The following is a 25,550-nucleotide window of genomic DNA, read 5'->3' as shown; positions in this document are numbered from 1 at the left end:
TTTCACAAGGTTGGCGGGGTGGGACGAAGGTGGAGACGCAGCCCGATCAGCGGGCGCAAGGGCGCGACCCTGCGGCCGATCCGGTAGAAGGCGAAGCAGCCGGCGACGGTCGCGACCAGCAGCACCGCGAACTCCGCCCAGCCGGGAAGGCCGGCGGGGAGCAGCGCGTACATGACGAGGACGATGATCGTCTGGTGGATCAGGTAGAAGGGGAACACCGCCTCGGTCAGCATCGGCCGCCAGCGATGGTCGCGGTTGAGATGGCGTTCGGCGAGCCCGATCAGCGCGACGATTCCGCCCCATTGTTCAAGCGCATGCGCGATGCCGTAGGCGGTATAGACCCAGTGCGGCTTCGCAACCCCGGCGGGCAAGCCGAGCTCTATGCCGAGGATCGTCGCATAGCCGAGCAGCGCGAGGCCGGCGCCGACCTTCCACAGCCGCGCGATCGCGGCGATTGCGGGTTCGGAGCGTGCGAGCCCGAAGCCGAACAGGAAGGCGGGGAAATAGGTGATGTGCGCGATCCAGTCGCCGAGCAGCGCCTGGCTCTCGGCCGCCATCTGGAACCACCAGCCATGGACGAAGACCAGCCAGGCGAGCGGCAGGAGCAGCACCAGCCAGCCGCCGAAGACGCGGTCGAAGAGCCGCTGCGCACCACGGCTGCGGACATTCTGGTGGCTGCGCAGGCTTCGCGGGCCCCGGACCAGCGCGACGCCGAGCGTCAGGACCGTCGTGTAGACAAAGAGATAGACGACGAACCAGAGGTGGTTCCACGCCGGGAGCCAGAGCCCGTCGAGCGGGGCGAAGCGGAAGGCGTCGTGCGTCCAGAAGGTCCAGTAGCTGCCCGCATAGCCGTGCCGGGTGACGAGCTCGACCCAGGGTTGCGGGGGGACGATGACGAGGATGCCGAAGGCGAGCGGCACGAGCAGCCGGTAGCAGCGCGTCGCGAAGAAGCGGACCGGGCCGCTCGACCGGCGGAGCAGCGCGCGGCTGGCATAGCCCGAGACGACGAACAGCAACGTCAGCCGCCACGCGTTGGTGGCGAGCATCGGCAGCCGGACCCAGTCCTCGACATGCGTCGACTTCACGTGGAAGTTCCACGGCACGAAGACCATCGCGATATGGTAAAGGATCAGCAGGGCGAAGGCGCCGATCCGCAGCCAGTCCATGCCGTAATGCCGGGTCATCGCAGCGCCCTAGGCGGCGGGTGACGGGGCTGCAAGCACGCGCTGCCCCGTCACGCCGGCGCGGGCCCGCCCGGCCCGGCCCGGTCAGGCGGCCATGCGGGGGACGCCGAGGAAGTCGCGTTTACCGAGCGGGACGCCCTGCGCGCGCAGGATCGCGTAGGCGATGCTGGCGTGGAAGTAGAAATTGGGCTGCGAGAAGGACAGCAGGAAGTTCGCGCCGGTGAAGGGCATGACATAGCTGCCGAATTCGAACTTCGTCGCGGTGGTGGCGAGCGTGTCGAACTCGGCCGGGTCATAGCCCTCGAGCGTCGCGATCGCGCCCTGTACCGCGGCGTGGAGCCCGGCGAAATCGGTCGGCCAGGCGCTGCGGTCGGGGGAGAAGACGCTGTCACGGACGCCCTGCACGCCGCCCGCCGAATGCGCGACGCACGACTTCACCTGATAACCGAAGGGGAGCATGTCGTCGGCGAGCTTTGCATCGATCAGCGTGGCGGGGGCGATCCCGCGCTCGGTGGCGAAGGCCTCGGCCTTGTCGAGCAGCGCGTCGAGCGCGCGCAGGACCTGGAGGTTGGAGGGGATCGTCGCATCGTAGAGGGACAGGGTCATCGATCGGGCTCCGCTGAGATGCGGCAACCTATGGCCGTGCGGCGGCATGTGCCAGCGTTGTTTCGCTCGCCGCGTCCAGCCGCTATATACGGCGGTGAACCCACGAGGAATCTTCATGTCCCTTCGTCCCTGGCGCGATATCACCCGCCGTACGAGCCGCCAGATCATGGTCGGCAACGTCCCCGTCGGCGGCGATGCGCCCGTCACCGTGCAGACGATGACCAACACGCCGACCGACGACATCAAGGCGACGGTCGACCAGATCCGCCGCTGCGAAGAGGCGGGCGTCGACATCATCCGCGTCAGCTGCCCCGATGTCGAATCGACCAGCGCGCTGAAGCAGATCGTCCGCGCGAGCCGCGTGCCGATCGTCGCGGATATCCATTTCCACTATAAGCGCGCGCTCGAGGCGGCGGATGCGGGGGCGGCGTGCCTGCGGATCAACCCGGGCAATATCGGGTCTGCGAGCCGCGTGAAGGAGGTCGTCGACGCGGCGAAATCCAATGGCTGCGCGATCCGGATCGGCGTGAACGGCGGGAGCCTCGAGCGGCATCTGCTCGAGAAATATGGCGAGCCGTGCCCCGATGCGCTGGTCGAATCGGCGCTCGATCATATCAAGTTGCTGCAGGACCATGACTTTCACGAGTTCAAGGTCGCGGTGAAGGCGTCCGACCTGTTCCTCGCGGTCGCGGCCTATCAGCAGCTCGCCGAACAGGTCGACTGCCCGCTGCACCTCGGCATCACCGAGGCGGGCGGGTTCGTCGGCGGCACGGTCAAGTCGGCGATCGGGATGGGCAGCCTGCTCTGGTACGGGATCGGCGACACGATCCGCGTCTCGCTGTCGGCCGAGCCCGAGGAAGAGGTGCGCGTCGGGTTCGAGATCCTGAAGGCGCTGGGCATCCGCAACCGCGGCGTGCGCGTTGTGTCGTGCCCGAGCTGTGCGCGGCAGGGGTTCGACGTGATCCGTACCGTCCAGGCGCTCGAGGAGCGGTTGCAGCATATCCGGACGCCGATGTCGCTCAGCGTGCTCGGCTGCGTGGTGAACGGGCCGGGCGAGGCGCGCGAGACCGATATCGGGATCACCGGCGGCGGCAACGGCAAGCACATGGTGTATCTGTCGGGGGTGACCGACCATCATGTCCAGGACGCGGACATGGTGAACCATATCGTCAAGCTGGTCGAGGCCAAGGCGGCGGAGATCGAGGCCGCGGATGCGGCGGTCGCGGCGCTGGTGCCGGAGATGGCGGCGGAATAGGTCCGGTGCTATGCGTCGGGTACTGGAGGCTCGGCCATGACCTATCATGCCAAGGTGATCACTGGCGGCAAGATCGTGATTCCGGCGGACCTGCGCCGGGAATTGGGCATCAAGGACGGTGACTCGATTGTCCTCGAAGCGAGCGCCGACGGGATCCTGCTCCGCCGTGAAGATCCCGATGCGGCGCTGGCGCGCCTGCGTCGCGGGCTGAGCGGATATAGCGTCGACCAGTTTCTTCACGAGCGACGCGCCGACTGGGGCGAATGAGACAGGTCATCGATGCGTCGAAATCGGCGCGCGGGTATTGCGCTATTTTTTGACACTCACGCGTCGTCATCCTGACGAAAGTCAGGATCCAGGGTGGCGGGGGGTGGCGCTATTTGGCTCTGGGTCCTGACTTTCGTCAGGATGACAGGGCTGGGCGACGGACGTCTCGGGTTTTGGCGGTGCTTCGACTTCGCTCAGCACGAGCGGGGGGGCGTGGCAGTGCTTGGCTTTCGGCCGCCGCTTTCGCGGGGGAACTCTCGCCCCCGACGGTGATGGCGCCGGTGGGGGATGCCGGTTAAGCGGGGGGATGGGTATCGACATTCTCTCGGCGGCGGGGCGGGCGGCGTGACGGGGCGCAGCGTTTCGCCGGCGCTGGCCTTTGCGGTCGCGGCGCTCGGGATCGGGTTGTTCTCGGTGATGGACGCGGTGATGAAGTCGCTGGTGCTGGGGATCGGGGTGTATAACGCGCTGCTGTGGCGGCAGATGGCGAGCGTCGGGCTGGGGGCGGTCGCCTGGAAGCTCGGGCGGAGCGGGCGGCCGAGCGGGCGGGCGCTGAAACTCCATCTTGCCAGAGGGTTGGTGACCGCGGCGATGGCGTTGCTGTTCTTCTGGGGGCTGGCGCGCGTGCCGATGGCGCAGGCGATTTCGCTGACCTACATCTCGCCGATCCTCGCGCTGCTGCTCGCCGCCGTGACGCTGGGCGAACGGGTCGGGCGCCGGGTCGTGGTTGCATCGATCCTGGCGCTGGGCGGGGTCGGGATCGTGATGATCGGGCATGGTCGCGAGGGTGCGGCGGGGGCGGCGAGCCTGACGGGGGTCGCCGCTGTGCTCGGATCGGCGCTGCTCTATGCGGTCAACCTGGTGATCGCGCGGGTGCAGGCGCAGGCGGCGCGGCCGGGCGAGATCGCGTTCTTCCAGGCGCTGGTGGTGACCGCGACGCTCGCGCTCGCCGCGCCCTGGCTGGCGGTGGTGCCTGACGCCGCGACGTGGCCGCGGCTGCTGCTGGCGGCGGGGCTGGCGACCGCGTCGCTGTGGCTGCTCGGCTGGGCCTATGCCCACGGCGACACGGGATTTCTGGCGACGACCGAATATAGCTCGTTCGTCTATGCCGCGGGACTCGGCTATCTGGTGTTCGGCGAGCGGGTGTCGGCGTTTACCGCGTGCGGCGCGGGTGTCATCGTCGTCGCATGCCTGTATGCGGCGCGGCGGCGCGATATCGCGCAGACGTCGATGGAGGCCGCCGCATGACCCAGATCCGTTCCGCCACCCGCGCCGATACCGGCACGATCCTGCGCTTCGTCCGCGAACTCGCGGCGTTCGAGCGCGAGCCCGATGCGGTCGAGGCGACCGAGGCGACGCTGGCCGAGGCGCTGTTCGGGGATACCCCCGCGGCGGAGGCGGTGATCGCGGACGGGCCGCAGGGGCCGGTCGGTTTCGCGGTGTTTTTCCACAATTTCTCGACCTGGACGGGCAAGCGCGGGGTGTATCTGGAGGATCTGTACGTGACGCCCGAAGCGCGCGGGCAGGGGGTCGGCGGCGCGCTGCTCGCGCATCTGGCGGGGATCGCGATCGACCGCGGGTGCGCGCGGTTCGAATGGTCGGTGCTCGACTGGAATGCGGATGCGATCGCGGTTTATCGCAAGCTGGGTGCGGTGGGGATGGAGGACTGGACGATCCAGCGGTTGACGGGGGATGCGCTGGTGAAACTGGCGGGGCGGTAGGGGGCCGTCGGAGGGGTCGTCATCCTGACGAAAGTCAGGATCCAGAGTTACTTCGCGCTGTCCTGTTTGGCTCTGGGTCCTGACTTTCGTCAGGATGACGGAAGAAGAAGATGACGGGCGCGCGTCAGTTGCGGGCGACGGTTGTGCGCCAGATGACGGGCCAGGTGATCGCGCCGCGGCATTCGCCCATCATGCGCATTTCGGCGAGGCGGAAGCGGGTGCCGTCCCAGACATAGTCCTGGCCGACGCCGCAGTCGCCGATGCCGCGGCCCTTGGCGTAGGAACTGAGCAGCCCGGTCTTCGGGTCGTACCCGGCGTTGACGAGCGCGGGTTTCGCGCCGGGTTCGCCGAATTGCGGGGGCAGGTCGAACGGCGCTTCGCTGGCCTTGCCGTCGCGGACGATCAGCGCGCGGGTTATGACATTATACGCGCCGGATCCGCAGGATAGCAGGACGAGATCGGTGGTCGCGTCGAGCGCATGGGTCTCGTTGGTGACGGGGCCGAACTGGTCCGCGGCACAGCCCGTGCGCTGGCGCATCTGTGCGACGAGCGGCGCGGCGGGGGCCTGAGCGCGGCGGTCGGTGAGCGGGGCGGCGAGGATCGTCGGGAGCGCGGGCGGGGTGGTCGCGGGCGGCGTGTCGCCAGTCGCGACGAGCGCGGTGGCGGTGTCCGCGCGGCCCTGTTGCGCGTCGGCATAGCGGAGCGCGGCGGCGGCGCCGGTGATGACGACGGGGATCGTCCGGCCGTCGAGTCGCGCGGTCATCGCGGTGCCGGTGGCGAGGCGGCGCGCGAGCGTCATCGCGACCGGGCCGGTGACGGTGAAGCGCCGGTCGTCGCCCGGATTGCCGCTGGCGAGCGGGGTGCCGTCGATCGCGACGACGACGCGGCGCAGCGCGCTGCCCGGCGTGCCGATCGTCACCGACACGGGCGCGTCGGCGGCGGGGCCGCGCTCGATGACGATCGAGAGTTCGGCGATACTCGAATCGTCGGGCGCCATCGAGACCGCGGTGCAATAGGCACCGTTGTCACAGGCAATTCCCCAAGCGCCGAAGGTCTTTACGCTGGTCGGGCGGGGTCGCGCCTTTGAATCGACGGCGGGCTCCGCGGGGGCCTGCGGGGCGGTGCCGCGCACGACGGGGCGCGGTTTGGGGCGCGCGGGAGTTTCGAGCGGGACGGTGGCGTCGTTGGGCGCGCCGGTGTTGCCGCTGGGACTGCAGGCCGTCGCAGCCACCAGAACCGAAACGGGCAGAAGCGAAACGAGAACTGGATAGCGCATGCGACCTCCTGACCGGTCTGGCGGCGACGGTCCCGCTTCGATAGGGGCGAGGCCATAGTCGAACAACCGTCAATGGTAAGGGCGGCAATCAAGATGGAGAGTGCGATGCAGACGATCGGCGTAATCGGCGCGGGACAGATGGGCGCGGGGATCGCGCAGGTCGCCGCGCAGGCGGGCTACCGCGTGCTGCTGGCCGATATGGGCCTGCCCCAGGCCGAGGCGGGCAAGGCGGGGATCGCCAAGGCGATGGCGCGGCTGGTCGAGAAGGAGAAGATCACCGCCGACTTCCGCGAGACGACGTTGGCCAATATCGAGCCGGTCGCGAGCGTCGCCGAGATGGGCGACTGTTTCATCGTCGTCGAGGCCGCGACCGAGCGCGAGGCGATCAAGCGGACGATCTTCGCCGAGGTCGGCAAGGTGTTGAAAGCGGACGCGATCCTGGCGTCGAACACCTCGTCGATCCCGATCACGCGGCTGGCACAGGCGGCCCCCGATCCGGCGCGGTTCATGGGGGTGCATTTCTTCAATCCCGTCCCTGTCATGCGGCCAATCGAGCTGATCCGCGGGCTCGCCACGTCGGACGCGACGGTCGCCGCGGTCGAGACGTTCGCCGAAAAGCTCGGCAAGCAGGTGGTGCATGCGAACGACGCGCCGGGCTTCATCGTCAACCGCGTGCTGATGCCGATGATCAACGAGGCGTGCTTTGCGCTCGGCGAAGGCGTGGCGGGGGTGCGCGACATCGATCTGGCGTGCCAGCTGGGGCTCAATCACCCGATGGGGCCGCTAACTCTGGCCGATTTCATCGGGCTCGACACCTGCCTGGAGATCACCCGCGTGCTGTTCGAGGGGACCGGCGATCCGAAGTTCCGGCCCGCGCCGCTGCTGGTGAAATATGTCGAGGCGGGGTGGTTCGGCCGCAAGACTAAGCGCGGCTTCTATGACTATTCGGGCGCGGAGCCCGTACCGACGCGCTAACCAGATCGGTTATTCACCCTTGACATCGTCACGCTGTTCTGGCACATAACGGGAACGATGACGAATTGCGAGTCGGGCCGGACGCGGTCGGGGTAATCCCCCGGCGGCGGACCGGCCCGATCCATTTGGGGGATGGCGGATGGCGGCGGGGGCGGGCGGGAAAGCGGGGCGGTTGCAGGTGCGCAAGGCCGCCAGGGGCGGCTGGACGCCCGCCAAGCGCGCGGCGTTTCTCGAGCATCTGGCGGCGACGTGCAACATCGCGGCGTCGGCGCGCGCGGTCGGGATGGCGCCGCGCGGGGCGCATGCGCTGAAGGCGCGCGACGCGGTGTTCGCGGCCGACTGGGCGCGGGCGATCGAGGCGGCGTACGAGACGCTCGAGGTGCGGTTGCTGGCCTATGCGCTGGGGGAAGTTGAGGGGGAATCTGAGCGGGAAGCTGAGGCGGAAGCTGAGGCGGAAGCTGACGGGGATGCGGAGGCGGAGTTGCGCGGGGCGCATTTCGATCCGCGGGTCGCGGTGCAGGCGCTGGGGTTTCGCAAGCGCGGGGGCGGGTCGTCTGGTGGCGCGGCTGGCGGAGCGGGGGCGGGGACGCTGTGCAAGCGCGTGTCGCTGGCCGAGCTCGAGGCGGTGCTGGTCGCGCGGCTCGATGCGCTCGACGCGCAGGCGGCGTCCGTCACGGGGGATGCGTGATGGCGGATAGCGGGGGCGCGACGTTCGATCCTGCCGTGCTCGCGCGGTTGCGGGGGTTGCCGCGGGGGCAGCTGGTGACGCTGTTGCGCGGGCTGTCCGAGGCGGAACTCAGGACGCTGCACGAGAGCTGGGCGATCTGGGCGTTGCCGGGGCAGCGCGAACCCGCGGGCGACTGGCAGGTCTGGCTGATCCGCGCGGGCCGCGGCTTTGGCAAGACGCGCGCGGGCGCCGAATGGGTGAGCGCGCTGGCCCGCGCGATGCCGGGCGCGCGGATCGCGATGGTCGGCGGCACGATGGACGACGTCCGCAAGGTGATGGTCGAGGGCGAGAGCGGGCTGATCGCGGTGGCGCAGGCGGGCGAGACCTATCGCTGGCGGCGCGATGCGGGCGAGTTCGTGTTCGACAGCGGCGCGCGCGCGTTCGTCTATTCGGCGGAGGCGCCCGAGAAACTGCGCGGGCCCGAGCATCATGCGGCGTGGTGCGACGAGCTGGCAAAGTGGCGCTATGGCGACGCGACCTGGGACAATCTGATGATGGGCCTGCGGATCGGCGACCGGCCGCGCGTGCTGGTGACGACGACGCCGCGGCCGGTGCCGCTGATGCGGCGGCTGCTCGCGCTGCCGGGGCTGTTTGAATCGCGCGGGGGGACGGGGGAGAATCCGTTCCTGCCCGCGTCGTTCGTCGCGGCGATGACCCAGACCTATGCGGGGACGCGGCTGGGGCGGCAGGAGCTGGACGGCGAGCTGATCGACGATGTCGAGGGGGCGCTGTGGACGCGCGACCTGCTCGAGCGGCAGCGCGGCGGGGTGGTGCCGGCGCTGGTGCGGGTGGTCGTGGGGGTCGATCCGCCGGCGGGGACGGGGGGCGATGCGTGCGGGATCGTGTGCGTCGCGCTGGGCGAGGACGGGCTCGCCTATGTCCTCGAGGATGCGAGCGTTGCAGGCCTGTCGCCCGAGGGCTGGGCGCGCGCGGTGGCGGACTGTGCGGCGCGGCATGGCGCGGACCGGGTGGTCGCGGAGTGCAACCAGGGCGGGGAGATGGTGCGCAGCGTGCTGATGGCGGCGGACTGTGCGCTGCCGGTGCGGCTGGTGCATGCGAGCCGCGGGAAGGTGGCGCGGGCGGAGCCGGTGGCGACCTTGTACGAGGGCGGGCGGGTCTTTCATGTCGGGGCGTTTCCGGCGCTGGAGGACGAGCTCTGCGGGCTGGTGAGCGGGGGGTATGTCGGGCCCGGGCGCTCGCCGGATCGGGCGGATGCGCTGGTGTGGGCGCTGACGGAGTTGTGCTTGCGGCGGCGGGTTAAGGTGGGGGTGCGGGTGGTTTGAGGGGGGGGGTGTGGGCTTTGCACCCGCCCGTCCGTTCGTTCGCGCCTTTCTTTCGTTTTCCCATGTGCGGTCCCCCCGCCCGTTCGTGCTGAGCGTAGTCGAAGCACTTTTGGCGGGCAGGCCCTTCGACTTCGCTCAGGGCGAACGGAGGGGGTGGGGGTGGGGTTTCGAGCCTCACGTGCCCTCACCCTCCCACGCTTCGCGCGGGCCCCTCCCTCTCCCCCGGGGGGAGAGGGGTTTTTGGGTCCCTCTCCGCTTGGGGGAGAGGGGTTTTTGGGTCCCTCTCCCCCCGGGGGAGAGGGGTTTTTGTTACGGTTTTCGGGAGGGTGTTATGGGGTTGTTCGGGTGGAAGTCCGGGCGGGAGGGCGCGCGGCCGGCTTTGTCGGGGGCGGGGAGCCTTGGCTGGGCGGGGGCGGGCGGTGTCGCGGGGGCGCGGGGGTATGAGGCGCAGGTGCGCGAGGCGTATCTGGGGAATGCGGTGGCGCAGCGCGCGGTGAAGCTCGTCGTCGAAGGCGTCGGGTCGGCGCCGCTCGACGGGTCGGATCCGGCGCTCGTCGCGCTCGTCACCGCGCGGTCGGGGGGGCAGATGCTGATCGAGACGGTGGCGGCGCAACTGCTGCTCCACGGCAATGCCTATGTCCAGGTGCTGCGCGATGCCGATGGCGGCGCGGCCGAGCTGTACGCACTGCGGCCCGAGCGGGTGAGCGTCGAGGCGGATGCGGGCGGGTGGCCGGCGGCGTATCGCTATGCGGTCGGCGCGCGGGTGACGCGGCTGTCGGCGGATCCGGTGCGGCCGCAGGTGATCCACCTGAAGGCGTTTCATCCGGTCGACGATCATTACGGGCTGGGGTGCCTGGGCGCCGCCGCCGCTGCGGTCGGGATCCACAATGCGGCGGCGCGGTGGAACACGGCGTTGCTCGACAATGCGGCGCGGCCCTCGGGGGCGTTGGTCTATGATCCCGGCGACGGGTCGGCGCTGTCCGCGGACCAGTTCGCGCGGCTGAAGAGCGAACTGGAGGCGTCGTTTGCGGGGAGCGGGAATGCGGGGCGGCCGATGCTGCTCGAGGGCGGGCTGAAATGGCAGGCGCTGAGCCTCACGCCGGCGGACATGGACTTTGCCGGCACGCGGTCGGCGGCGGCGCGCGAGATCGCGCTGGCGTTCGGGGTGCCGCCGATGCTGCTCGGGCTGCCGGGGGACAATAGCTATGCCAATTACCGCGAGGCGAACCGGGCGCTGTGGCGGCTGGCGATCCTGCCGCTGGCGACGAGCGTGCTGACGGGGATCGCGCAGGGGTTGTCGGGCTGGTTCGAGGGGGCGGCGTTGCGGGTGGATCTCGACCGGGTGCCGGCGCTGGTCGAGGACCGCGAGCGGCTGTGGGGGATGGTCAGCGCGGCGACGTTCCTGAGCGATGCGGAGAAGCGCGCGATGCTCGATGTGAAGGAGGGGGCGTGATGGATGGGCATGTGCTGGCGCAGCTGATGGCGCAGGGGGCGGAGCGGGGGGCGGACCTGGTGACGCTGCGCGCGATCGCGGAGGAGGCGGGCGAGCTGGGCGCGACGCGCGCGCTGGCGCGGCTGGGGCTGAGCGACGAGCGGGCGCGGGGTGACGTGGCGGAGCTGCGCGAGCTGCTGGCGGCGTGGCGCGATGCGAAACGGTCGGTGTGGAAGGCGGTGGCGGGGTGGATTGCGCGGCTGTTCGTGGCGCTGATGCTCGCGGGGCTGGCGGTGAAACTGGGGTTTGCGGCGTGGCTGAAGTGATCCCTCGATACGCCGTCTCGACAGGCTCGACAGCTACTCGGGACGAACGGGGCGGGGTCGCGTTTGCGGGCTATGCGGCGGTGTTCGACGTGGTCGATCGCGCAGGCGACGTGATGCGGCGGGGGGCTTTTGCCGGGGCCGGGGTGGTGCCGTTGTTGTGGCAGCATCGGGGGCGCGCGGTGGGGGTGCTGGCGTCGGTTGCGGAGGATGCGCGGGGGTTGCGCGTCGAGGGGGTGGTCGAGGATCCCGAGCTTGCGGGGCTGGTGCGGTCGGGGGCGGTCGCGGGGTTGTCGGTCGGGTATCGGGCGGTGCGGGTCGTGCAGGGGGCGCGGCGGGTGCTGCTGGGGGTGGAGCTGGTCGAGGTGAGTCTGGTGGGGGTGCCTATGCAGGGACTGGCTCGGGTGGAGGTGGTGGGGGTGGCGCGTCGTGCTGACGCGCTTCCGTCATCGTGACTCGTTCCGGTCATCCTGACTCCTTTCCGTCATCCTGACGAAAGTCAGGATCCAGAGCCGTAGGGGACGGCGCTTGGGGCTCTGGATCCTGACTTTCGTCAGGATGACGCGGGGGTGGGTGGGGTTTCTAGCCTCACGTGCCCTCACCCTCCCACGCTTTGCGCGGGCCCCTCCCTCTCCCCCTAGGGGAGAGGGGTTTTGGGGTGGTGTTCGGCTTGGGCTTGGCGCCCACACACGGTGTTTCAGGCGTCCTTCGGGGCGCCTTTTTTTGTTTCTTAGCAGGGAGATGGACATGACGGTGATGGATCGGCCGATGCTGGAGGGGGCGGCGCCTTCGGGCGCGTTTGCGGGGTTCGTGCGGAGTGGTGCGACGATCGAGATGAAGGCGTTTACCGGGGTCTCGGGCGATGCGGGGGGCTATGCGGTGCCGCGCGAGGTGGATGCGCAGATCGATGCGGTGCTCAAAGGTATCTCGCCGATCCGGGGGATCGCCAATGTCGTGAAGGTGGGCAGCGCCGGGTATCGCAAGCTCGTCACGACGGGCGGCACGCCGTCCGGCTGGGCGGCGGAGAATGCGGCGCGGCCCGAGACGGCGACGCCGGTGTTCGTCGAGATCGTGCCGCCGACCGGCGAGCTCTATGCCAATCCGGCGGCGAGCCAGGCGATGCTCGACGATGCGGCGTTCGACGTCGAGGCGTGGCTGGCGGGCGAGATCGCGATGGAATTCGCCAAGGCCGAGGGCGCGGCGTTCGTCGGCGGATCGGGCAGCGGGCGGCCCAAGGGGTTCCTGACCCAGCCGACCGCGGCGACCGCGGACGGGACGCGGGCGTTCGGGACGCTGCAATATCTGGCCTCCGGGACCGCGGGGGATTTCTCGGCGAGCCCGCAGGAGCGGCTGATCGACCTCGTCCAGGCGCTGCGCGCGCCGTATCGGCAGGGGGCGAGCTTCGTGATGAATGCGGCGACGCTGGCGCGGATCAGGAAGTTCAAGACGAGCGACGGGGCGTTCGTGTGGGCGCCGAGCCTCGCCGCGGGGCAGCCGGCGACGCTGCTCGGCTATCCGGTGATCGAGGCGGAGGACATGCCGGACATCGCGGCGAATGCGCTGAGCATCGCGTTCGGGAATTTCAGGGCGGGGTATCTGATCGCCGAGCGGGCGGAGACGGTGATCCTGCGGGATCCCTACTCGAACAAGCCGTTCGTCAATTTCTACGCGACCAAGCGGGTCGGCGGGTGCGTGACGAATTCTGAGGCGATCAAGCTGATGAAGTTTTCGGTCAGCTGATCGGGGTGTGAGGGGGGTGGGGTTTTTAGCCTCACTTGCCCTCACCCTCCCACGCGCAAGGGCGCGTGGGCCCCTCCCTCTCCCCCGGGGGGAGAGGGGTTTTTTCGGGAGAATCCTATGGGTGAGCAGGGGGTGCCGGTGGCCGTGGTGGCGGACGCGGTGGTGGCCGTGCGGGAGGTGTTGCGGCTGGAGGGGAGTGCGGAGGCGGCGTTGCTGGGGCGGGTCTGTGCGACGGCGATCCTGCTGTGCGAGGCGTTCGTCGGCGGGGCGATCGTCGCGCGGGTCGCGGGCGACGGGGCGGCGGAGCGCTGGGACGCGGTGCCGGCGCCGGTCGCGCAGGGCGTGGCGATGCTGGCGGCGCATCTGTTCGATCACCGCGATAGCGATGCGGTGCCGCCCGCGGCGGTGGCGGCACTGTGGCGGCCCTATCGGCGGCTGCGGCTGAGCCCGGAGGTGACGGCGTGAGCGCGCGGGGGGTGCTGCAGGCGGGCGTGGTCGCGCGGCTGCAGGCGGTGCTGGAGGGCGGGGTGTATGACGCGCCGCCGGTGCGCAGCGCGCTGCCCTATGCGGTGGTCGACGAGCCGGTGCTGAGCGACTGGAGCACGACGACGTGGCGCGGGCGCGAGGGGCGCGTCGTCGTGACGCTGCACGATGGCGGCGAGCGACCGGTGCGGCTGCGCGCGGCGCTGGCGGCGGCGGAGGAGGCGGTCGAGGCGCTGGACGCGGATCTCGGCGAAGGGTGGCGGCTGGTGCGCGTGCAGATGCTGCGCTCGCGCGTGCTGCGCGTCGGCGAACGGTGGCGCGGGACGAGCGAGTTTCTGGTGCGGATGTACCGCGAGAGCTGAACGGATTTGGGGGGGAGACGGACATGGCGGTGGAGAAGGGGAGCGCGTTCCTGCTGAAGGTCGGGAACGGCGCGGCGACGCCCGTCTATGCGACGGTGGCGGGGCTGCGGACGACCCAGATGTCGGTGAACGGCGAGGCGATCGTGGTGACGACGAAGGATTCGGGCGGCTGGCGGCAATTGCTGTCGGGGGCGGGGGTGCGCAGCGTCTCGGTATCGGGGGCGGGGGTGTTCACGGGCTCGGCGGCGGAGCTCAGGATCAAGGCGAGTGCGCTGTCGGGGGTGCTCGACGATTACCGGCTGGCGTTCGAGGGGGGCGACACGATGACCGGCCGGTTCCTGGTGTCGCGGCTGGATTATGCCGGGGATTTCAATGGGGAGCGATCCTACACGCTGAGTCTCGAGAGTTCTGGGGCGGTGGTGGCGGGGTGAGGGTGGGGTGTTGGGTTGGCGGGTTTTCGCTGTCCTGATCCCCCCTTCCGTCATCCCGACCCATTTCCGTCATCCTGACGAAAGTCAGGATCGAGGGCCACGAGCGTTGTCTTGGGCGGCTCTGGATCCTGACTTTCGTCAGGATGACGGGGCGCGCGCGGGATTGGGGTCTTTAGCCTCACTTGCCCTCACCCTCCCACGCGCAAGGGCGCGTGGGCCCCTCCCTCTCCCCCCGGGGGGAGAGGGGTTTTTGGAGATTTTTTATGAGCGATGTGGCGAATGTTGCGCGGGGGGAGGGGGCGCTTCGGGTGTCCGGGGAGACCCTCGTGGTGCGGCCGAGTTTTGCGGCGCTGGTGGCGGCGGAGGAGGAGCTGGGGCCCTTGTTCGCGCTGGTCGAGCGCGCGGCGGAGGGGAAGCTGGGCATTGGCGAGATGGTCGCGCTGTTCTGGCATTGCCTGCGCGAGTGCCCCGAGGGGCTGACGCGCGAGCGGCTGGGGGAGGCGGTGGTCGAGGCGGGGCTTGCCGTCGCGACGCCGGTGCTGCGCGGCCTGCTGCGGCAGATCCTGGCGGGGCGGTGATGCGGACGTTCGCGGACGCCGCGGGGCGGCTCGCGGGGTTTGCCGGCGCGGTGCTGGGGTGGAGCCCCGACGCGTTCTGGCGCGCGACGCCCGCCGAGCTGGGCGCGGTGGTTGCGGCGATGACGGGGGACATGCCGACGCCGCCCGATGCGGCGGCGATCGCGCGGTTGCAGGAGGCTTTTCCCGATGGATGACGATCTGGAGCCCGTGCTGGTGCGGGTGCGCGGCGACAGCGCGGCGTTTGCGCGCGACGTCGCGGCGATGCGCGGCGAGCTGGACGAGGTGCTGGGCGTGGGGGCGGAGCGCGCGGCGCTGCGGCTCGAGACGGCGCTGCTGCGCGCGGTGAAGACGGGGACGTTCGGGTTCGAGGAACTGAAGGGCGTCGCGCTGTCCGCGCTCGATGCGATTGCGGGGGCGGCGGTGAAGGCGGGGATAGGGTCGCTGTTTGGCGGGAGCGGGGGCGGCGGCGGGCTCGGGGAGGCGCTGGCGGGGCTGGTCGGCGGGTTGCCGGGGCGGGCGACCGGGGGGCCGGTGTCGCCGGGGCGGGCTTATGTCGTCGGCGAGCGGGGGCCCGAGCTGTTCGTGCCTTCCAGCAGCGGGCGGGTCGAGGCTGGCGGCTCGGCTGGCGTGCGGGAGGTGCGGGTGGCGATTACCGTCAATGCGGCGGCGGGGGCGGCGCCGGGGGTGCTCGCGCAGTCGGGGCGGCAGGTGGCGCGGGCGGTTCGGGCGGCGCTGGCGGTGGAGTGAGGGGGCGGTGGAGTGAGGGGCGCGAGCCTCACGTGCCCTCACCCTCCCACGCGCAAGAGCGCGCGGGCCCCTCCCTCTCCCCCGAGGGGAGAGGGGTTTTGGTTGCTCTCCCTTCGAATTGGAGATGGTTCATGGCGCAGTGGGTGTGTTCGGGGCGGGTGGGGCAGGTCGAGGGGACGGTGTCGCGGTTTGATCCGCGGTTCTGGACGGTGGATTTTCCGCGGCCGATGATGGCGTCGGTGGTCACGATCGCGCCGGATGCGCTGCGCGTCGATGCGGTGTTCTACAGGGCGGATGATCTGGCGGGGCTGATCTGGGCGGCGGAGGATCGCTATGATCATCCGTTGCTGCGGTACGAGACCGCGCGGGATTTTCGGGCGTGTCGGCTGCGGTTCCGGTGGCGGTCGGGGGGTGTGATGCCGCTCGATGCGATCAATGGGCCGACGCTGACGATCGAGGGGCGCGATGCGGCGGGGGTCGCGCGGGCCTGGTATGTGCGGTTGTGGAATTATGCGGTGGGGACGCCGGAGGATGCGCAGGTGTCGCTCGATTTCGCGGCGCTGGTCGGCGGGTTCGACCTGCCCGGGGACAGCGAGTCCGTCTGGGCGGGGGATATCGACCGGATGTTCGTGTCGCTGGTGCCGCCCGACTATCGCGGCGTCGACGCGCCGCTCGCGGGGATGCGCGAGGGCTGGGTCGAGCTGACCGAGATGGCGTGCGAGGGGCCGGGATCGGTGCTCGCGATCGGCGAGGCGGTGGTGCCCGAGCATGGGCTGCGGATCGCGAGCGGCTATGACGACAGCTATAATCTGACGCCCGCACGGCTGCTGCGCAACGCGCTGCACCTGGGGTATCGCGGGAGCATCGTCCATTATGTGGGGATGAGCCATTATTTCCGGCTCGAGCCGGCGGGCGGTGGATTCTACGTGTCGCTGGCGGGGGGCGTGCTGAACGCGGCGTGCGCAGCGTGGCACCGGGATTTCGCGGGGCGCGCAAAGGCACTGGGCTACGGCGTGATCTGGTCGCTGAGCTACGAGCTGTTCGATGCGCATTGCTGGAACGACTGGAAACAGCGCGCGGCGGATGGCGCGCCGGCGCTGACGGGGTGGGAGCCGCCTTCGACCTTGCTGTCGCCGGCGCATGGCGGGGCGATGGCGTATCTGCAGGCGGTGGCGCGCGCGTTTGTCGGGCTCGCGGTGGCGGCCGGGTTGCCGGCGCAGTTCCAGGTCGGCGAGCCCTGGTGGTGGGTGATGCCCGACGGGCGGCCGTGTCTCTATGATGCGAGCGCGGTGGCGGCGTTCGCGCCGGTGGCGATGGCGAGCATCCGCGGGGCCAAGAGCGCAGAGCAGATCGCGACGCTGGAGGCGGCGGGGGCGTGTCTGGCGGCGTCGACTGCGGCGCTGGTCGCGGCGGTCAAGGGGGAAGCGGGCGGGTGCGTGACGCATCTGCTGACCTATCTGCCGACGGTGCTCGATGCGGGGGCGCCCGAGGCGAAGCGCGCGAACATGCCGGTCGGCTGGGCGTCGCCGGCGTTCGATGTGCTCCAGCTGGAGGATTATGACTGGGTGACCGCGGGCGATGTCGCGTCGTCGGCGGATGCGGTCGCGCTGGTCGAGGGCCGGCTGGGCTATCCGGTCGACCGGCAACATTATCTGTCGGGGTTCGTGACTGCGCCCGAGCGCGTGGGCGACTGGGCGCGGATCGAGGCGGCGGCGGTGGCGGCGCGGGGGCGCGGCGTCGGCGAGACGTTCGTCTGGGCGCTGCCGCAGGTGATGCGCGACGGCTTCGTGCATTTCGAGACTGAGGAAGGAGACGGGGCCGTGGACGCGCATGACGACGTGCTGTTTCCGCTCGCGCTGGGGCGTGAGGCGGAGGTGATACCGGGGTTTTCGACCGCGATCCTGACGAGCGCGGGCGGCGCCGAGCAGCGCAACGCGGCCTGGGCGGAGGCGCGGACGAGCTATGATGTCGGGCCGGGGCTGCGGAGCGAGGCGGATATCGGCGTGCTGCTGGCGTTCTTCCGCGCGCGGATGGGGCCGGCGCGCAGCTTCCGGTTGCGCGACCCGTTCGATGCGGAGGCGGTCGGGCAAGTGCTGGGGCTCGGCGACGGGATCGCGCGGCGGTTCGCGCTGGTGAAACATTATGACGCGGCGACGCGGCGGATCACGCGGCCGGTGGCGGGGAGCGTGTCGGTCGCGGTCGATGGCGTCGCGACGTCGGGCTTCTCGGTGGTGGCCGGGGGGTGGGTGGTGCTCGACGCGGCGCCGGCGGCGGGCGCGGTGGTGAGCGCGGGGTTCGCGTTCGACGTGCCGGTGCGGTTTGCGGAGGACCGGCTGAGCGTGGCGCGGGCGACGTTTCTGGCGGGGGTCGCGGCTTCGGTGCCTCTGGTGGAGGTGCGGGAGGGGTAGGGCTGGGCTTGGGCGCGCGCCTCCGTTCCGTTCGTGCTGAGCGTAGTCGAAGCACTGGTGCGCGGCCTGCCCTTCGACTTCGCTCAGGGCGAACGGGGGCTGGGGGCTGGGCGTTGGGCCTGGAGCCTCACGTGCCCTCACCCTCCCACGCTTCGCGCGGGCCCCTCCCTCTCCCCCAAGGGGAGAGGGGTTTTTGCGTTCGTCGTCCTGACGGAAGTCAGGATCCAGGGCCAGGCAATGGGGGAGTGGTGGATGATGGCGGATGTTGGGGTGACGACGGTGGCGTTGTGCTGGCGGGTGGAGCGGCGGGATGGGGTGGCGGTGGGGTTGACGGGGCATGACCGGGATCTGCTGGTCGACGGGCTGGTCCACCGCGCGGCGCCGGGGATGACGCCGTCGGCGATCGCGCGGTCGGGGGTGCTCGAGCCGGGGGCGGAGGCGGATACGATGGATGTGGCGGGGGCGCTGAGTTCGGCGGCTATCGGCGAGCGCGATCTGCTGAGCGGGCGGTGGGACGGCGCGCGGGTGCGCGTGTTCGCGGTCGACTGGACCGATCCGCGCGCGCCGCTGACGCTGGGCGAGGGGGTGATCGGCGCGGTCGAGCTGGGCGAGGACGGGTTCACCGCAGAGCTGCGCGGCGCGAGCGCGGCGTTCGACCGGCCGGTGGTCGAGGAGACGTCGCCCGAATGTCGCGCGACGCTGGGCGACCGGCGGTGCCGCGTGGCGATGGCGGCGCGGCGGCGGTTCGCGCGGGTGACCGCGTGCGAGGGGGCGGTCGTAACGCTCGACCTGGCGGTGGCGGGAGCGGGCGATGTCTATGCGGGCGGGCTGCTGCGGTGGTTCGGGGGGGCGAACAGCGGGCTCGAAAGCGCGGTCGCAGCGTCGGAACCGGGGGCGGGGGGGACCACCCGCGTGACGCTGGCGCGGGCGCCGATGCTCGTCGTGGTGCCGGGCGTGCTCGTCGAGCTGAGCGAGGGGTGCGACAGGAGTTTGGCGACCTGCGCGACGCGTTTCGGCAATGCGGTGAATTTTCGCGGGGAGCCCTATCTGCCGGGGATCGACCTGCTGACGCGGTATCCCGGGGCATGAGCGGCGGGAACGTCGAGGCGGCGGCGCTGGCGGCGGTGGGGAGCCGGTTCCGGGTGCATGGCCGGGTGGCGGCGACGGGGCTGGATTGCGTCGGGCTGGTCGCGCTCGCGCTGAAGGCGGGCGGGTGCGGGGTCGAGGTGCCGACCGGCTATGCGTTGCGGGGCGGCGATCCGGTGCGGGTGGCGGCGTGGCTCGATCGCGTGCTGGTGAGGGTGGACGAGGCAAGCCCGGGCGACGTGCTGATGCTGCGGACCGGGCCGGGGCAGCTGCATTTCGCGGTCAGGACGACGCGGGGACTCGTCCATGCCGATGCCGCACTGCGCCGCGTGGTCGAGCGGCCGGGGCCGGTCGAGGCGCCGGTGCTGGGGTGCTGGCGGATCGGCGAAGGCAACAGCGGGGAGGTGGGGCCGTGGCGACATTGATCTTGAACGCGGTCGGGCGGGTGATCGGCCGGCCGCTGGGCGGGAGCACGCTGGGCGGGACGATCGGCGCGCTGGTCGGGCGGACGATCGACGGCACGTTGTTGCGCCCGGCGCGGCGCGAGGGGCCGCGGCTGACCGAGCTGGCGGTGCAGACGTCGTCCTATGGCAGCCAGGTGCCCAAGCTGTTCGGGACGATGCGCGTCGCGGGGACGGTGATCTGGGCGACCGACCTGATCGAGAGCCGGGCGACGAGCGGCGGCGGCAAGGGGCAGCCGAGCGTGTCGACCTATAGCTACGCCGCGTCGTTCGCGGTGCTGCTGTCGGCGCGGCCGGTGCTGGGGATCGGGCGGATCTGGGCGGAGGGGAAGTTGCTGCGCGGCGCGGGTGGCGACTTCAAGACCGCGACCGGGTTCCGGCTGCACACCGGCGGCGAGGACCAGGCGGTCGATCCGCTGATCGCGGCGGCGGAGGGCGGCGGGATGACGCCCGCGCATCGCGGCTGCGCCTATGCCGTGTTCGAGGGGATGGCGCTGGCGGATTACGGCAACCGGATCCCGTCGCTGACCTTCGAGGTGATCGCCGATCCGGGGCCGGTGCCGGTCGCCGCGATCGCGCAGGACGTGTCGGACGGGGGCGTGTCGGGGGCGGTGGCGCTGGCGCTCGACGGGTTCGCGGCGGCGGGGGGGAGCGTCGGCGCGGTGCTGGCGGCGCTGGCCGAGGCGAGCGGCGCGTGGTTCGTGTCCGCGGGGGACGGCGATGCGCTGGTGATGCGCGATGCAGCGGGGCCGGTTGCGAGCGTTGCCGATGCGGGAGTCGTCGAGGGCCAGGGGGAAGCGGGCTCGCGGCGGACGCGGACGGTGGCGGCGATCGAGACGGTGCCGCGGACGATGACGCTCGGCTATTATGATGCCGCGCGCGATTACCAGGCGGGGCTGCAGCGGGTGGCGCGGCCGGGCGCGGGGGTGCGCGACGCGCGGATCGACGTGGCCGCGGTGATCGATGCCGGGACCGCCAAGACGATCGCGACCGGACTGCTCGCACGGGCCGAGACCGCGCGGGTGCGGCGGACGGTGCGGCTGGGGCTGTCGGGGCTGGCGCTGCTGCCCGGCGGCTGCGTCGAGATTACGGGAGAACCGGGCGTCTGGCGGATCGTCGAGACTCGGGTCGAGGCGATGGTGACGAGCCTGGTGCTGACCCCGCTTACGCCCGCGCCGCTGCCGGTGCGCGGCAGCAGCGGGCGGATCGTCGGCGCGGCGGATGCGCTGATCGGCACGACGCGGATCGCAGCGTTCGAGACGCCGGGGCTCGAGGATGCGCCGCTCGCCGCGCCGCGGTTGTCGGTGGCGGCGACGGGCACGGGGGCGGGGTGGCGGCATGCGGCGTTGCTCTATTCGCTCGACGACGGGGCGAGCTGGATTGCGGCGGGAGCGAGCGCGGCGCCGGCGACGATCGGGACGATCGCGGTCGTCGCAGGCGCGGCGCCGGCGACGCTGACCGACCGGGCGGGCGCGTTCGAGGTGGTGCTGGTGCGCGGCGACCTGGCGCTCGCGGACGCGGATGCGGCGGCGCTCGATGCGGGGGCCAATCTGGCGATGGCGGGGGGCGAGCTGATCCAGTTCGGCCGCGCGGCGCCGCTCGGCGGCGGGCGGTGGCGGCTGACACAGCTGCTGCGCGGGCGGCGCGGGACCGAGGCGGCGATCGGCACGCAGGCGCCGGGCGACGGCTTCGTGCTGATCAGCGCGGATTCGGTGCGGACGATCGACCTGCCGGTCGCGGCGATCGGCGGGACGGTGCGCGTGATGGCGTCGGGGGTGGGCGACGCGGTGCCGGTCGAGACGCGGCTGGTGCTGGCGGGCGCGTCGGTGCTGCCGCCGTCGCCGGTCGGCTTGCGCGCGACGATCACGGCGGATGGCGGCGCGACGCTCGGCTGGACGCGGCGGAGCCGGGCGGGGTGGCGCTGGATCGATGGCGGCGACGTGCCGCTGGGCGAGGGCGGCGAAGCCTATGCGGTGACGGTTCTGACCGGCGCGGGGGTGACGCGCCTCGTCGAGACGACCGCGCCGGTGGCGACGCTGTCCGCGGCGGAGCGCGTAGCGGGGGCGGTGCGCGTCGAGGTGCGCCAGCGCGGCGACTTCGGCGTGTCGCTGCCCGCGGTGCTGATGGTGTGACGAGGGGGAGAGTGGCGATGACGGACGAGACGAGCGCGCGGACGGGGTTGCCGCTGCTGCAGCCGGGGCAGGCGCAGAAGGAGATGGGGCATAACGAGGCGCTCGCGCTGATCGACCTGCTGCTCCAGCCGAGCGTGGTCACGGTCGGGCTGAACGTGCCGCCGGCCGCGCCCGCGCCCGGCGCGTGCTGGATCGTCGGGACCGCGCCGACCGGCGACTGGGCGAGCCATGCGCAGGCGCTGGCGGGCTGGACGGCGGGGGGCTGGCGGTTCGCCGCGCCGCGGGCCGGCATGACGGTGTGGCGCGAGGATCTGGCGACGCTGATCCGGCATGACGGCACCAGCTGGACAGCCGCCGATATCACCGGCGGGCGAGTCGTGATCGGTGGTAACCAGGTGGTCGGCGCGCAAGGCGCGGCAATTGCCGATCCGGTCGGTGGCGCCGTGGTCGATACGTCCGCCCGGGCTACACTTTCCGCCGTTCTGGTGCTATTGAGGAGCCACGGATTGATCGCCGCCTAAACACTCTAAAAACTGTGGCGTTCCAGCAACACCTCGAACTTTTGTGCGCTTGCGTGGAAACAAGCCGAAGGATAGGGAGTTTGCGATGTCCGTGTGACACTCATGAAAGGGGATTTATATGCGGAAGCTTGCCGTCGTTCTGGCACTCGCCTCCACCGCACTCGCCACTCCTGCCCTCGCCCGCGACAAGTCGTGGTACGTTGGCATCGAAGGCGGTGCGATGATCGTTGAAGACATCGATTACGACATCGGTGCTCTGAACAATGCCGGTTCGGTCGACCATGACTATGGTTATGACGTCGACGCAGTCATGGGCTACGATTTCGGTGGCTTCCGCCTCGAAACCGAAGTCGGTTACCGCAAGGCTACTGTGGACGGCTATTCGTCGACCACCACCACGCCGTACTTCACGGGTGCAGGCGCACTCGTCAACGCACCGGCTGGCAACTATGACTATGCTGGCGGTTCTTCGTCGGCACTCAGCTTCATGCTGAACGGCCTTCTGGACTTCGGTCCGGATGACGGCATCCAGGGCTTTGTCGGCGGTGGTGTCGGTGTTGCTCGCGTCAAGGCGAACTACGCCCTCAACAACAACGGTTCGTTCCTGAACGATTCGGACACCGTGTTCGCCTATCAGGGCCTCGCCGGTATCCGTGCACCGCTGACCGACCACATCGACGCGACGCTGAAGTATCGTTTCTTCAACGCCGAGAACGTCAAGCTGGTCGACAACACCAACCGCCTGTTCGACGGTCGTTACCGTTCGCACAGCATCCTTGGTGGTGTGACGTACAACTTCGGCGCCCCTGCCGAGCCGATGGCACCTCCTCCCCCGCCGCCGGCACCCGAGCCGATGGCTCCCCCGCCGCCGCCGGCGCCGGTCGAAGTCGTTTGCTCGCCTGGTCCGTTCATCGTGTTCTTCGAGTGGGACAAGTCGGACATCACGCCTGAGGCTGCGTCGATCCTCGACAACGCCGTCACGCAGTACCAGTCGTGCGGCAACGCACAGGTCATGCTGGCAGGCCACGCCGATAAGTCGGGTTCGGCGTCGTACAACGTCGGTCTCTCGCAGCGTCGTGCAGACGGCGTCCGCGCCTATCTGTCGTCGCATGCGATCCCGGATGGCGTGATCTCGACCGAAGCGTTCGGTGAGAGCCGTCCGCGCGTCGACACCGCCGATGGCGTGCGCGAAGTGCAGAACCGTCGCGTGGAAGTCACCTACGGTCCGGGTTCGGGCCAGTAAGACTTCCGCCTTCCGGTCCTTTTTGGATCGGATGCGGGAAAAGATCGGGGAGGTCGGCGCGAGCCGGCCTCCCTTTTCTTTTGTCTGGCGTTCTTGGGGCGGGGAAGAAGGTTGGTTCGCGCGGAACCTTTTGGGGTGGGCCGCGGGGGTGCATCACGGAGGTTTCGGCAGGATTTGGCGTGCCGCACGGGATGCTTCGGCGCGGTCGCGCATGGGCGTGCGTTGGAAGTGTTCACGCGAAGGCGCGAAGGCGCGAAGATCCTGGGGCTGCGTTCTTGTGTGCCGCCGGGCGGCGGGGCGCGGCTTCGTCGATCGTGGTCGGGGCGGTCGTCCGGCTGACGTGCAATTTTTGCGCCTTCGCGCCTTCGCGCCTTCGCGTGAGATGTTAATCACTGCGCCTGGCGGCGGCGTTTACGCCTTGGGGGGATCGTCGGCCTCTAGCGCGGGGGCGAGCCAGGTGGGGATGAGCGCGTCGCCTAAGGCATCTGTGCGGCGGTGGTCGATCATCAGGGCGAGGTCGGGATAGGTGACGCGGGTGCGGCTGCTCGGTTCGGTGAAGGGGGCGACGACGAGGCGGCGGTTGACCTTCGAACGGTGGTGCATCCGCGCAGTGTTCTCCTGGCCGACATAACAGCCCTTGGTGAAGCTGACGCCGTTCAGCTCGCGCGCATTGCATTCGAGCCAGAGAGTCTCGCCATTGCCGAGCTCGGCAACGCCTTCGGTCACGCCGAGCGACAGCCGGTGCGCGTGCCATGCGGGTGACGCATCGCCTGCCGCCGCGTCCGCGGGGGCGAGCCAGCGGTGGCCGAGCGCGGGAAGCCGCGGGTCGGGGCTGCCCTCAGTCCCCGTCGGCGACCAGTGGACGCGGAGCGGATCGGGGGCGATCGTGATCGCGCGGCGCAGACGGTAGAGCGTCAGCCGCTTCGCCAGCGCCTCGGCCTGCGTGGCTTCGACATCGACCAGCACGTCGGCCCCGTCCGCCCAGAGGATGAAGTCGAACAGCACCTTGCCCTGCGGCGACAGCAAAGCGGCCCAGGCGGGCGCGCCGGGCGCGAGCAACGCGGTGTCGGCGGTCACCAGCCCCTGCAGGAAGCCGCGGACGTCCTCGCCCGCGATGCGCAGCACCGCGCGGTCGGCGAGAAGGGTTGCGCTGTCGGTCTGGGTCATCTCCTTCACCTAGTGCGCGCCCGGCGATTTCCAAGGCGCGCAACCGTCTGGCGTCGCCTGCCGCGCGTCGGTAGGAGGGCGCATGACCGACAGCATCACGATCCGCCGCCCCGACGACTGGCATCTCCATCTGCGCGACGGCGCGATGCTGGACGCGGTCGCGCCGCACAGCGCGCGGCAGTTCGCACGCGCGATCATCATGCCCAACCTCACCCCGCCGGTGACGACGATCGCCGCCGCGCGCGCCTATCGCGAGCGGATCCTCGCGGCGGTCGGCGGCCCAGAGGCGGGCTTCACGCCGCTGATGACCTGCTATCTGACCGACGGCACCGATCCCGCCGAGATCGCGCGCGGCCATGCCGAGGGCGTGTTCACCGCGTGCAAGCTCTATCCTGCGCATGCGACGACCAATTCCGCGCACGGCGTCACCGACATCCGCGCGCTGACCGGCGTGCTCGAGACGCTGCAGCGGATCGGCATGCCGCTGCTGATCCACGGCGAGGTGACGGACAAGTCGATCGACATCTTCGACCGCGAGGCGGTGTTCGTCGAGCGGACGCTCGCGCCGCTGACGCGCGACTATCCGGGGCTGAAGATCGTGCTCGAGCACATCACCACCGCCGAGGCCGCGGCGTTCGTGACCGAGGCGGATCATCCGATCGCCGCGACGATCACCCCGCAGCATCTGCTGATCAACCGCAACGCGCTGTTCGACGGCGGGCTTCGGCCGCACGCCTATTGCCTGCCCGTGCTCAAGCGCGAGACCCACCGGCTCGCCGTGCGGAAAGCCGCGGTGTCGGGCAGCCCGCGCTTCTTTCTCGGCACCGACAGCGCACCGCATGTCGTGGGCGCGAAGGAATCGGGCTGCGGCTGTGCGGGGATCTTCAACGCACCGTTCGCGCTCGAGGCGTATCTCGGCGTGTTCGACGCGGAGGGCGCGATCGACCGGTTCGAGGGGTTCGCGTCGGAGCACGGCGCGCGGTTCTACGGGTTGCCGCTGAACGAGGGCACGGTGACGCTGGTGCGCGAGAGCGTGATGGTGCCCGAGCGGGTCGGGGAGGGGGATATGTCGGTCGTGCCGTTCCTGGCGGGGACTGATGCCGGGTGGCGGTTCGCGGGCTAAGGCGCGCCGTCCGTTTCCC

General features: G+C 70.7%; 28 protein-coding genes. 24 read left to right on the top strand and 4 right to left on the bottom strand.

The genetic code is table 11. The features are described 5' to 3' along the window. Window positions 1-2: 2 nt before the first annotated feature. Together IFT71_RS09375 and IFT71_RS09370 are read right to left on the bottom strand one after the other, a co-directional pair. Entirely contained in the window at window positions 3-1,184 is a 1,182-nt protein-coding gene (locus IFT71_RS09375; RefSeq protein WP_192140494.1) for an acyltransferase family protein, read from the bottom strand. Window positions 1,185-1,268: 84 nt separating this feature from the next. Next, the gene (locus IFT71_RS09370) at window positions 1,269-1,790 is read right to left on the bottom strand and encodes a DUF1993 domain-containing protein (protein WP_107045512.1); all 522 of its coding nucleotides are present in this window, start codon (window positions 1,788-1,790) and stop codon (window positions 1,269-1,271) included. 115 nt (window positions 1,791-1,905) lie between these two features. Here IFT71_RS09370 and ispG point away from each other — a divergent pair, with 115 nt between their 5' ends. From ispG to IFT71_RS09350, 4 genes are all read left to right on the top strand, one after another. Continuing rightward, on the top strand, window positions 1,906-3,045 hold the full coding sequence (gene ispG, locus IFT71_RS09365) for a flavodoxin-dependent (E)-4-hydroxy-3-methylbut-2-enyl-diphosphate synthase (protein ID WP_031440350.1): 1,140 nt from the start codon (window positions 1,906-1,908) through the stop codon (window positions 3,043-3,045). Between the two features lie 36 nt (window positions 3,046-3,081). Then, entirely contained in the window at window positions 3,082-3,312 is a 231-nt protein-coding gene (locus IFT71_RS09360) for an AbrB/MazE/SpoVT family DNA-binding domain-containing protein (RefSeq protein ID WP_192140492.1), read from the top strand. 345 nt (window positions 3,313-3,657) lie between these two features. After that, window positions 3,658-4,560 carry a DMT family transporter gene (locus IFT71_RS09355; protein ID WP_342212627.1) on the top strand — a complete coding sequence of 301 codons (903 nt, stop codon included), beginning with the start codon at window positions 3,658-3,660 and terminating at the stop codon, window positions 4,558-4,560. Beyond that, complete coding sequence (locus IFT71_RS09350) at window positions 4,557-5,033, top strand: GNAT family N-acetyltransferase (RefSeq protein ID WP_192140488.1); 477 nt, start codon at window positions 4,557-4,559, stop codon at window positions 5,031-5,033. Before IFT71_RS09355 ends, IFT71_RS09350 begins: the two co-directional genes overlap by 4 nt. Window positions 5,034-5,157: 124 nt before the next feature. On the opposite strand, the gene IFT71_RS09345 is transcribed toward IFT71_RS09350, so the two are convergent. After that, window positions 5,158-6,309 carry a DUF1176 domain-containing protein gene (locus tag IFT71_RS09345; protein ID WP_192140486.1) on the bottom strand — a complete coding sequence of 384 codons (1,152 nt, stop codon included), beginning with the start codon at window positions 6,307-6,309 and terminating at the stop codon, window positions 5,158-5,160. A gap of 105 nt (window positions 6,310-6,414) precedes the next feature. On the opposite strand from IFT71_RS09345, the gene IFT71_RS09340 reads away from it, so the two are divergent. From IFT71_RS09340 to IFT71_RS09250, 19 genes are all read left to right on the top strand, one after another. Next, a complete protein-coding gene (locus IFT71_RS09340; protein WP_192140484.1) occupies window positions 6,415-7,284 on the top strand; it encodes a 3-hydroxyacyl-CoA dehydrogenase NAD-binding domain-containing protein in 870 nt (289 codons plus the stop codon). 139 nt (window positions 7,285-7,423) lie between these two features. Further along, window positions 7,424-7,972: a hypothetical protein gene (locus tag IFT71_RS09335; protein WP_192140482.1), complete on the top strand. Its 549-nt coding sequence runs from the start codon at window positions 7,424-7,426 to the stop codon at window positions 7,970-7,972. Next, a complete protein-coding gene (locus tag IFT71_RS09330) occupies window positions 7,972-9,294 on the top strand; it encodes a DNA-packaging protein (RefSeq protein ID WP_192140480.1) in 1,323 nt (440 codons plus the stop codon). Before IFT71_RS09335 ends, IFT71_RS09330 begins: the two co-directional genes overlap by 1 nt. Before the next feature lie 331 nt (window positions 9,295-9,625). Continuing rightward, the gene (locus tag IFT71_RS09325; protein ID WP_192069546.1) at window positions 9,626-10,747 is read left to right on the top strand and encodes a phage portal protein; all 1,122 of its coding nucleotides are present in this window, start codon (window positions 9,626-9,628) and stop codon (window positions 10,745-10,747) included. Then, complete coding sequence (locus IFT71_RS09320) at window positions 10,747-11,052, top strand: DUF6127 family protein (protein ID WP_192141205.1); 306 nt, start codon at window positions 10,747-10,749, stop codon at window positions 11,050-11,052. The genes IFT71_RS09325 and IFT71_RS09320 overlap by 1 nt, the downstream gene beginning before the upstream one ends. Further along, window positions 11,049-11,504 (top strand): HK97 family phage prohead protease, encoded by a 456-nt coding sequence (locus tag IFT71_RS09315; RefSeq protein ID WP_342212647.1) that lies wholly within the window; start codon window positions 11,049-11,051, stop codon window positions 11,502-11,504. Before IFT71_RS09320 ends, IFT71_RS09315 begins: the two co-directional genes overlap by 4 nt. A gap of 292 nt (window positions 11,505-11,796) precedes the next feature. Next, on the top strand, window positions 11,797-12,789 hold the full coding sequence (locus tag IFT71_RS09310; RefSeq protein WP_192140478.1) for a phage major capsid protein: 993 nt from the start codon (window positions 11,797-11,799) through the stop codon (window positions 12,787-12,789). Window positions 12,790-12,906: 117 nt separating this feature from the next. Then, window positions 12,907-13,254 (top strand): head-tail connector protein, encoded by a 348-nt coding sequence (locus IFT71_RS09305; protein ID WP_197976111.1) that lies wholly within the window; start codon window positions 12,907-12,909, stop codon window positions 13,252-13,254. Next, window positions 13,251-13,634 (top strand): tail completion protein gp17, encoded by a 384-nt coding sequence (gene gp17 / locus IFT71_RS09300; RefSeq protein ID WP_166746353.1) that lies wholly within the window; start codon window positions 13,251-13,253, stop codon window positions 13,632-13,634. The genes IFT71_RS09305 and gp17 overlap by 4 nt, the downstream gene beginning before the upstream one ends. Before the next feature lie 23 nt (window positions 13,635-13,657). Then, window positions 13,658-14,065: a phage major tail protein, TP901-1 family gene (locus IFT71_RS09295; protein ID WP_159512218.1), complete on the top strand. Its 408-nt coding sequence runs from the start codon at window positions 13,658-13,660 to the stop codon at window positions 14,063-14,065. 263 nt (window positions 14,066-14,328) lie between these two features. Beyond that, window positions 14,329-14,643 (top strand): gene transfer agent family protein, encoded by a 315-nt coding sequence (locus IFT71_RS09290; RefSeq protein WP_192140476.1) that lies wholly within the window; start codon window positions 14,329-14,331, stop codon window positions 14,641-14,643. After that, window positions 14,643-14,837: a phage tail assembly chaperone gene (locus IFT71_RS09285; protein WP_107930597.1), complete on the top strand. Its 195-nt coding sequence runs from the start codon at window positions 14,643-14,645 to the stop codon at window positions 14,835-14,837. The genes IFT71_RS09290 and IFT71_RS09285 overlap by 1 nt, the downstream gene beginning before the upstream one ends. Beyond that, complete coding sequence (locus IFT71_RS09280) at window positions 14,830-15,390, top strand: tail tape measure protein (RefSeq protein WP_192140474.1); 561 nt, start codon at window positions 14,830-14,832, stop codon at window positions 15,388-15,390. Before IFT71_RS09285 ends, IFT71_RS09280 begins: the two co-directional genes overlap by 8 nt. A gap of 131 nt (window positions 15,391-15,521) precedes the next feature. After that, complete coding sequence (locus IFT71_RS09275) at window positions 15,522-17,798, top strand: DUF2460 domain-containing protein (RefSeq protein WP_192140472.1); 2,277 nt, start codon at window positions 15,522-15,524, stop codon at window positions 17,796-17,798. 255 nt (window positions 17,799-18,053) lie between these two features. Then, on the top strand, window positions 18,054-18,887 hold the full coding sequence (locus IFT71_RS09270) for a DUF2163 domain-containing protein (RefSeq protein WP_192141198.1): 834 nt from the start codon (window positions 18,054-18,056) through the stop codon (window positions 18,885-18,887). Continuing rightward, window positions 18,884-19,309 (top strand): peptidoglycan endopeptidase, encoded by a 426-nt coding sequence (locus IFT71_RS09265; protein WP_192140470.1) that lies wholly within the window; start codon window positions 18,884-18,886, stop codon window positions 19,307-19,309. Before IFT71_RS09270 ends, IFT71_RS09265 begins: the two co-directional genes overlap by 4 nt. Beyond that, the gene (locus tag IFT71_RS09260; RefSeq protein WP_192140467.1) at window positions 19,297-21,477 is read left to right on the top strand and encodes a phage tail protein; all 2,181 of its coding nucleotides are present in this window, start codon (window positions 19,297-19,299) and stop codon (window positions 21,475-21,477) included. Before IFT71_RS09265 ends, IFT71_RS09260 begins: the two co-directional genes overlap by 13 nt. A gap of 17 nt (window positions 21,478-21,494) precedes the next feature. Beyond that, entirely contained in the window at window positions 21,495-21,998 is a 504-nt protein-coding gene (locus IFT71_RS09255) for a DUF2793 domain-containing protein (protein ID WP_192140465.1), read from the top strand. A gap of 118 nt (window positions 21,999-22,116) precedes the next feature. Further along, a complete protein-coding gene (locus IFT71_RS09250) occupies window positions 22,117-23,241 on the top strand; it encodes an OmpA family protein (protein WP_037532397.1) in 1,125 nt (374 codons plus the stop codon). A 411-nt stretch (window positions 23,242-23,652) separates the two neighbouring features. Here IFT71_RS09250 and ygfZ read toward each other — a convergent pair whose 3' ends face one another. Next, window positions 23,653-24,408 carry a CAF17-like 4Fe-4S cluster assembly/insertion protein YgfZ gene (gene ygfZ, locus IFT71_RS09245; RefSeq protein ID WP_192140463.1) on the bottom strand — a complete coding sequence of 252 codons (756 nt, stop codon included), beginning with the start codon at window positions 24,406-24,408 and terminating at the stop codon, window positions 23,653-23,655. An 82-nt stretch (window positions 24,409-24,490) separates the two neighbouring features. Here ygfZ and pyrC point away from each other — a divergent pair, with 82 nt between their 5' ends. Next, entirely contained in the window at window positions 24,491-25,531 is a 1,041-nt protein-coding gene (gene pyrC / locus IFT71_RS09240; protein WP_192140461.1) for a dihydroorotase, read from the top strand. Window positions 25,532-25,550 lie beyond the last annotated feature (19 nt).

Origin of the sequence: Sphingomonas sp. CFBP 13733, assembly GCF_014841795.1 — a bacterium.
Taxonomy (GTDB): domain Bacteria; phylum Pseudomonadota; class Alphaproteobacteria; order Sphingomonadales; family Sphingomonadaceae; genus Sphingomonas; species Sphingomonas aerolata.
This window is presented reverse-complemented; position numbering and strand designations above follow the sequence as displayed.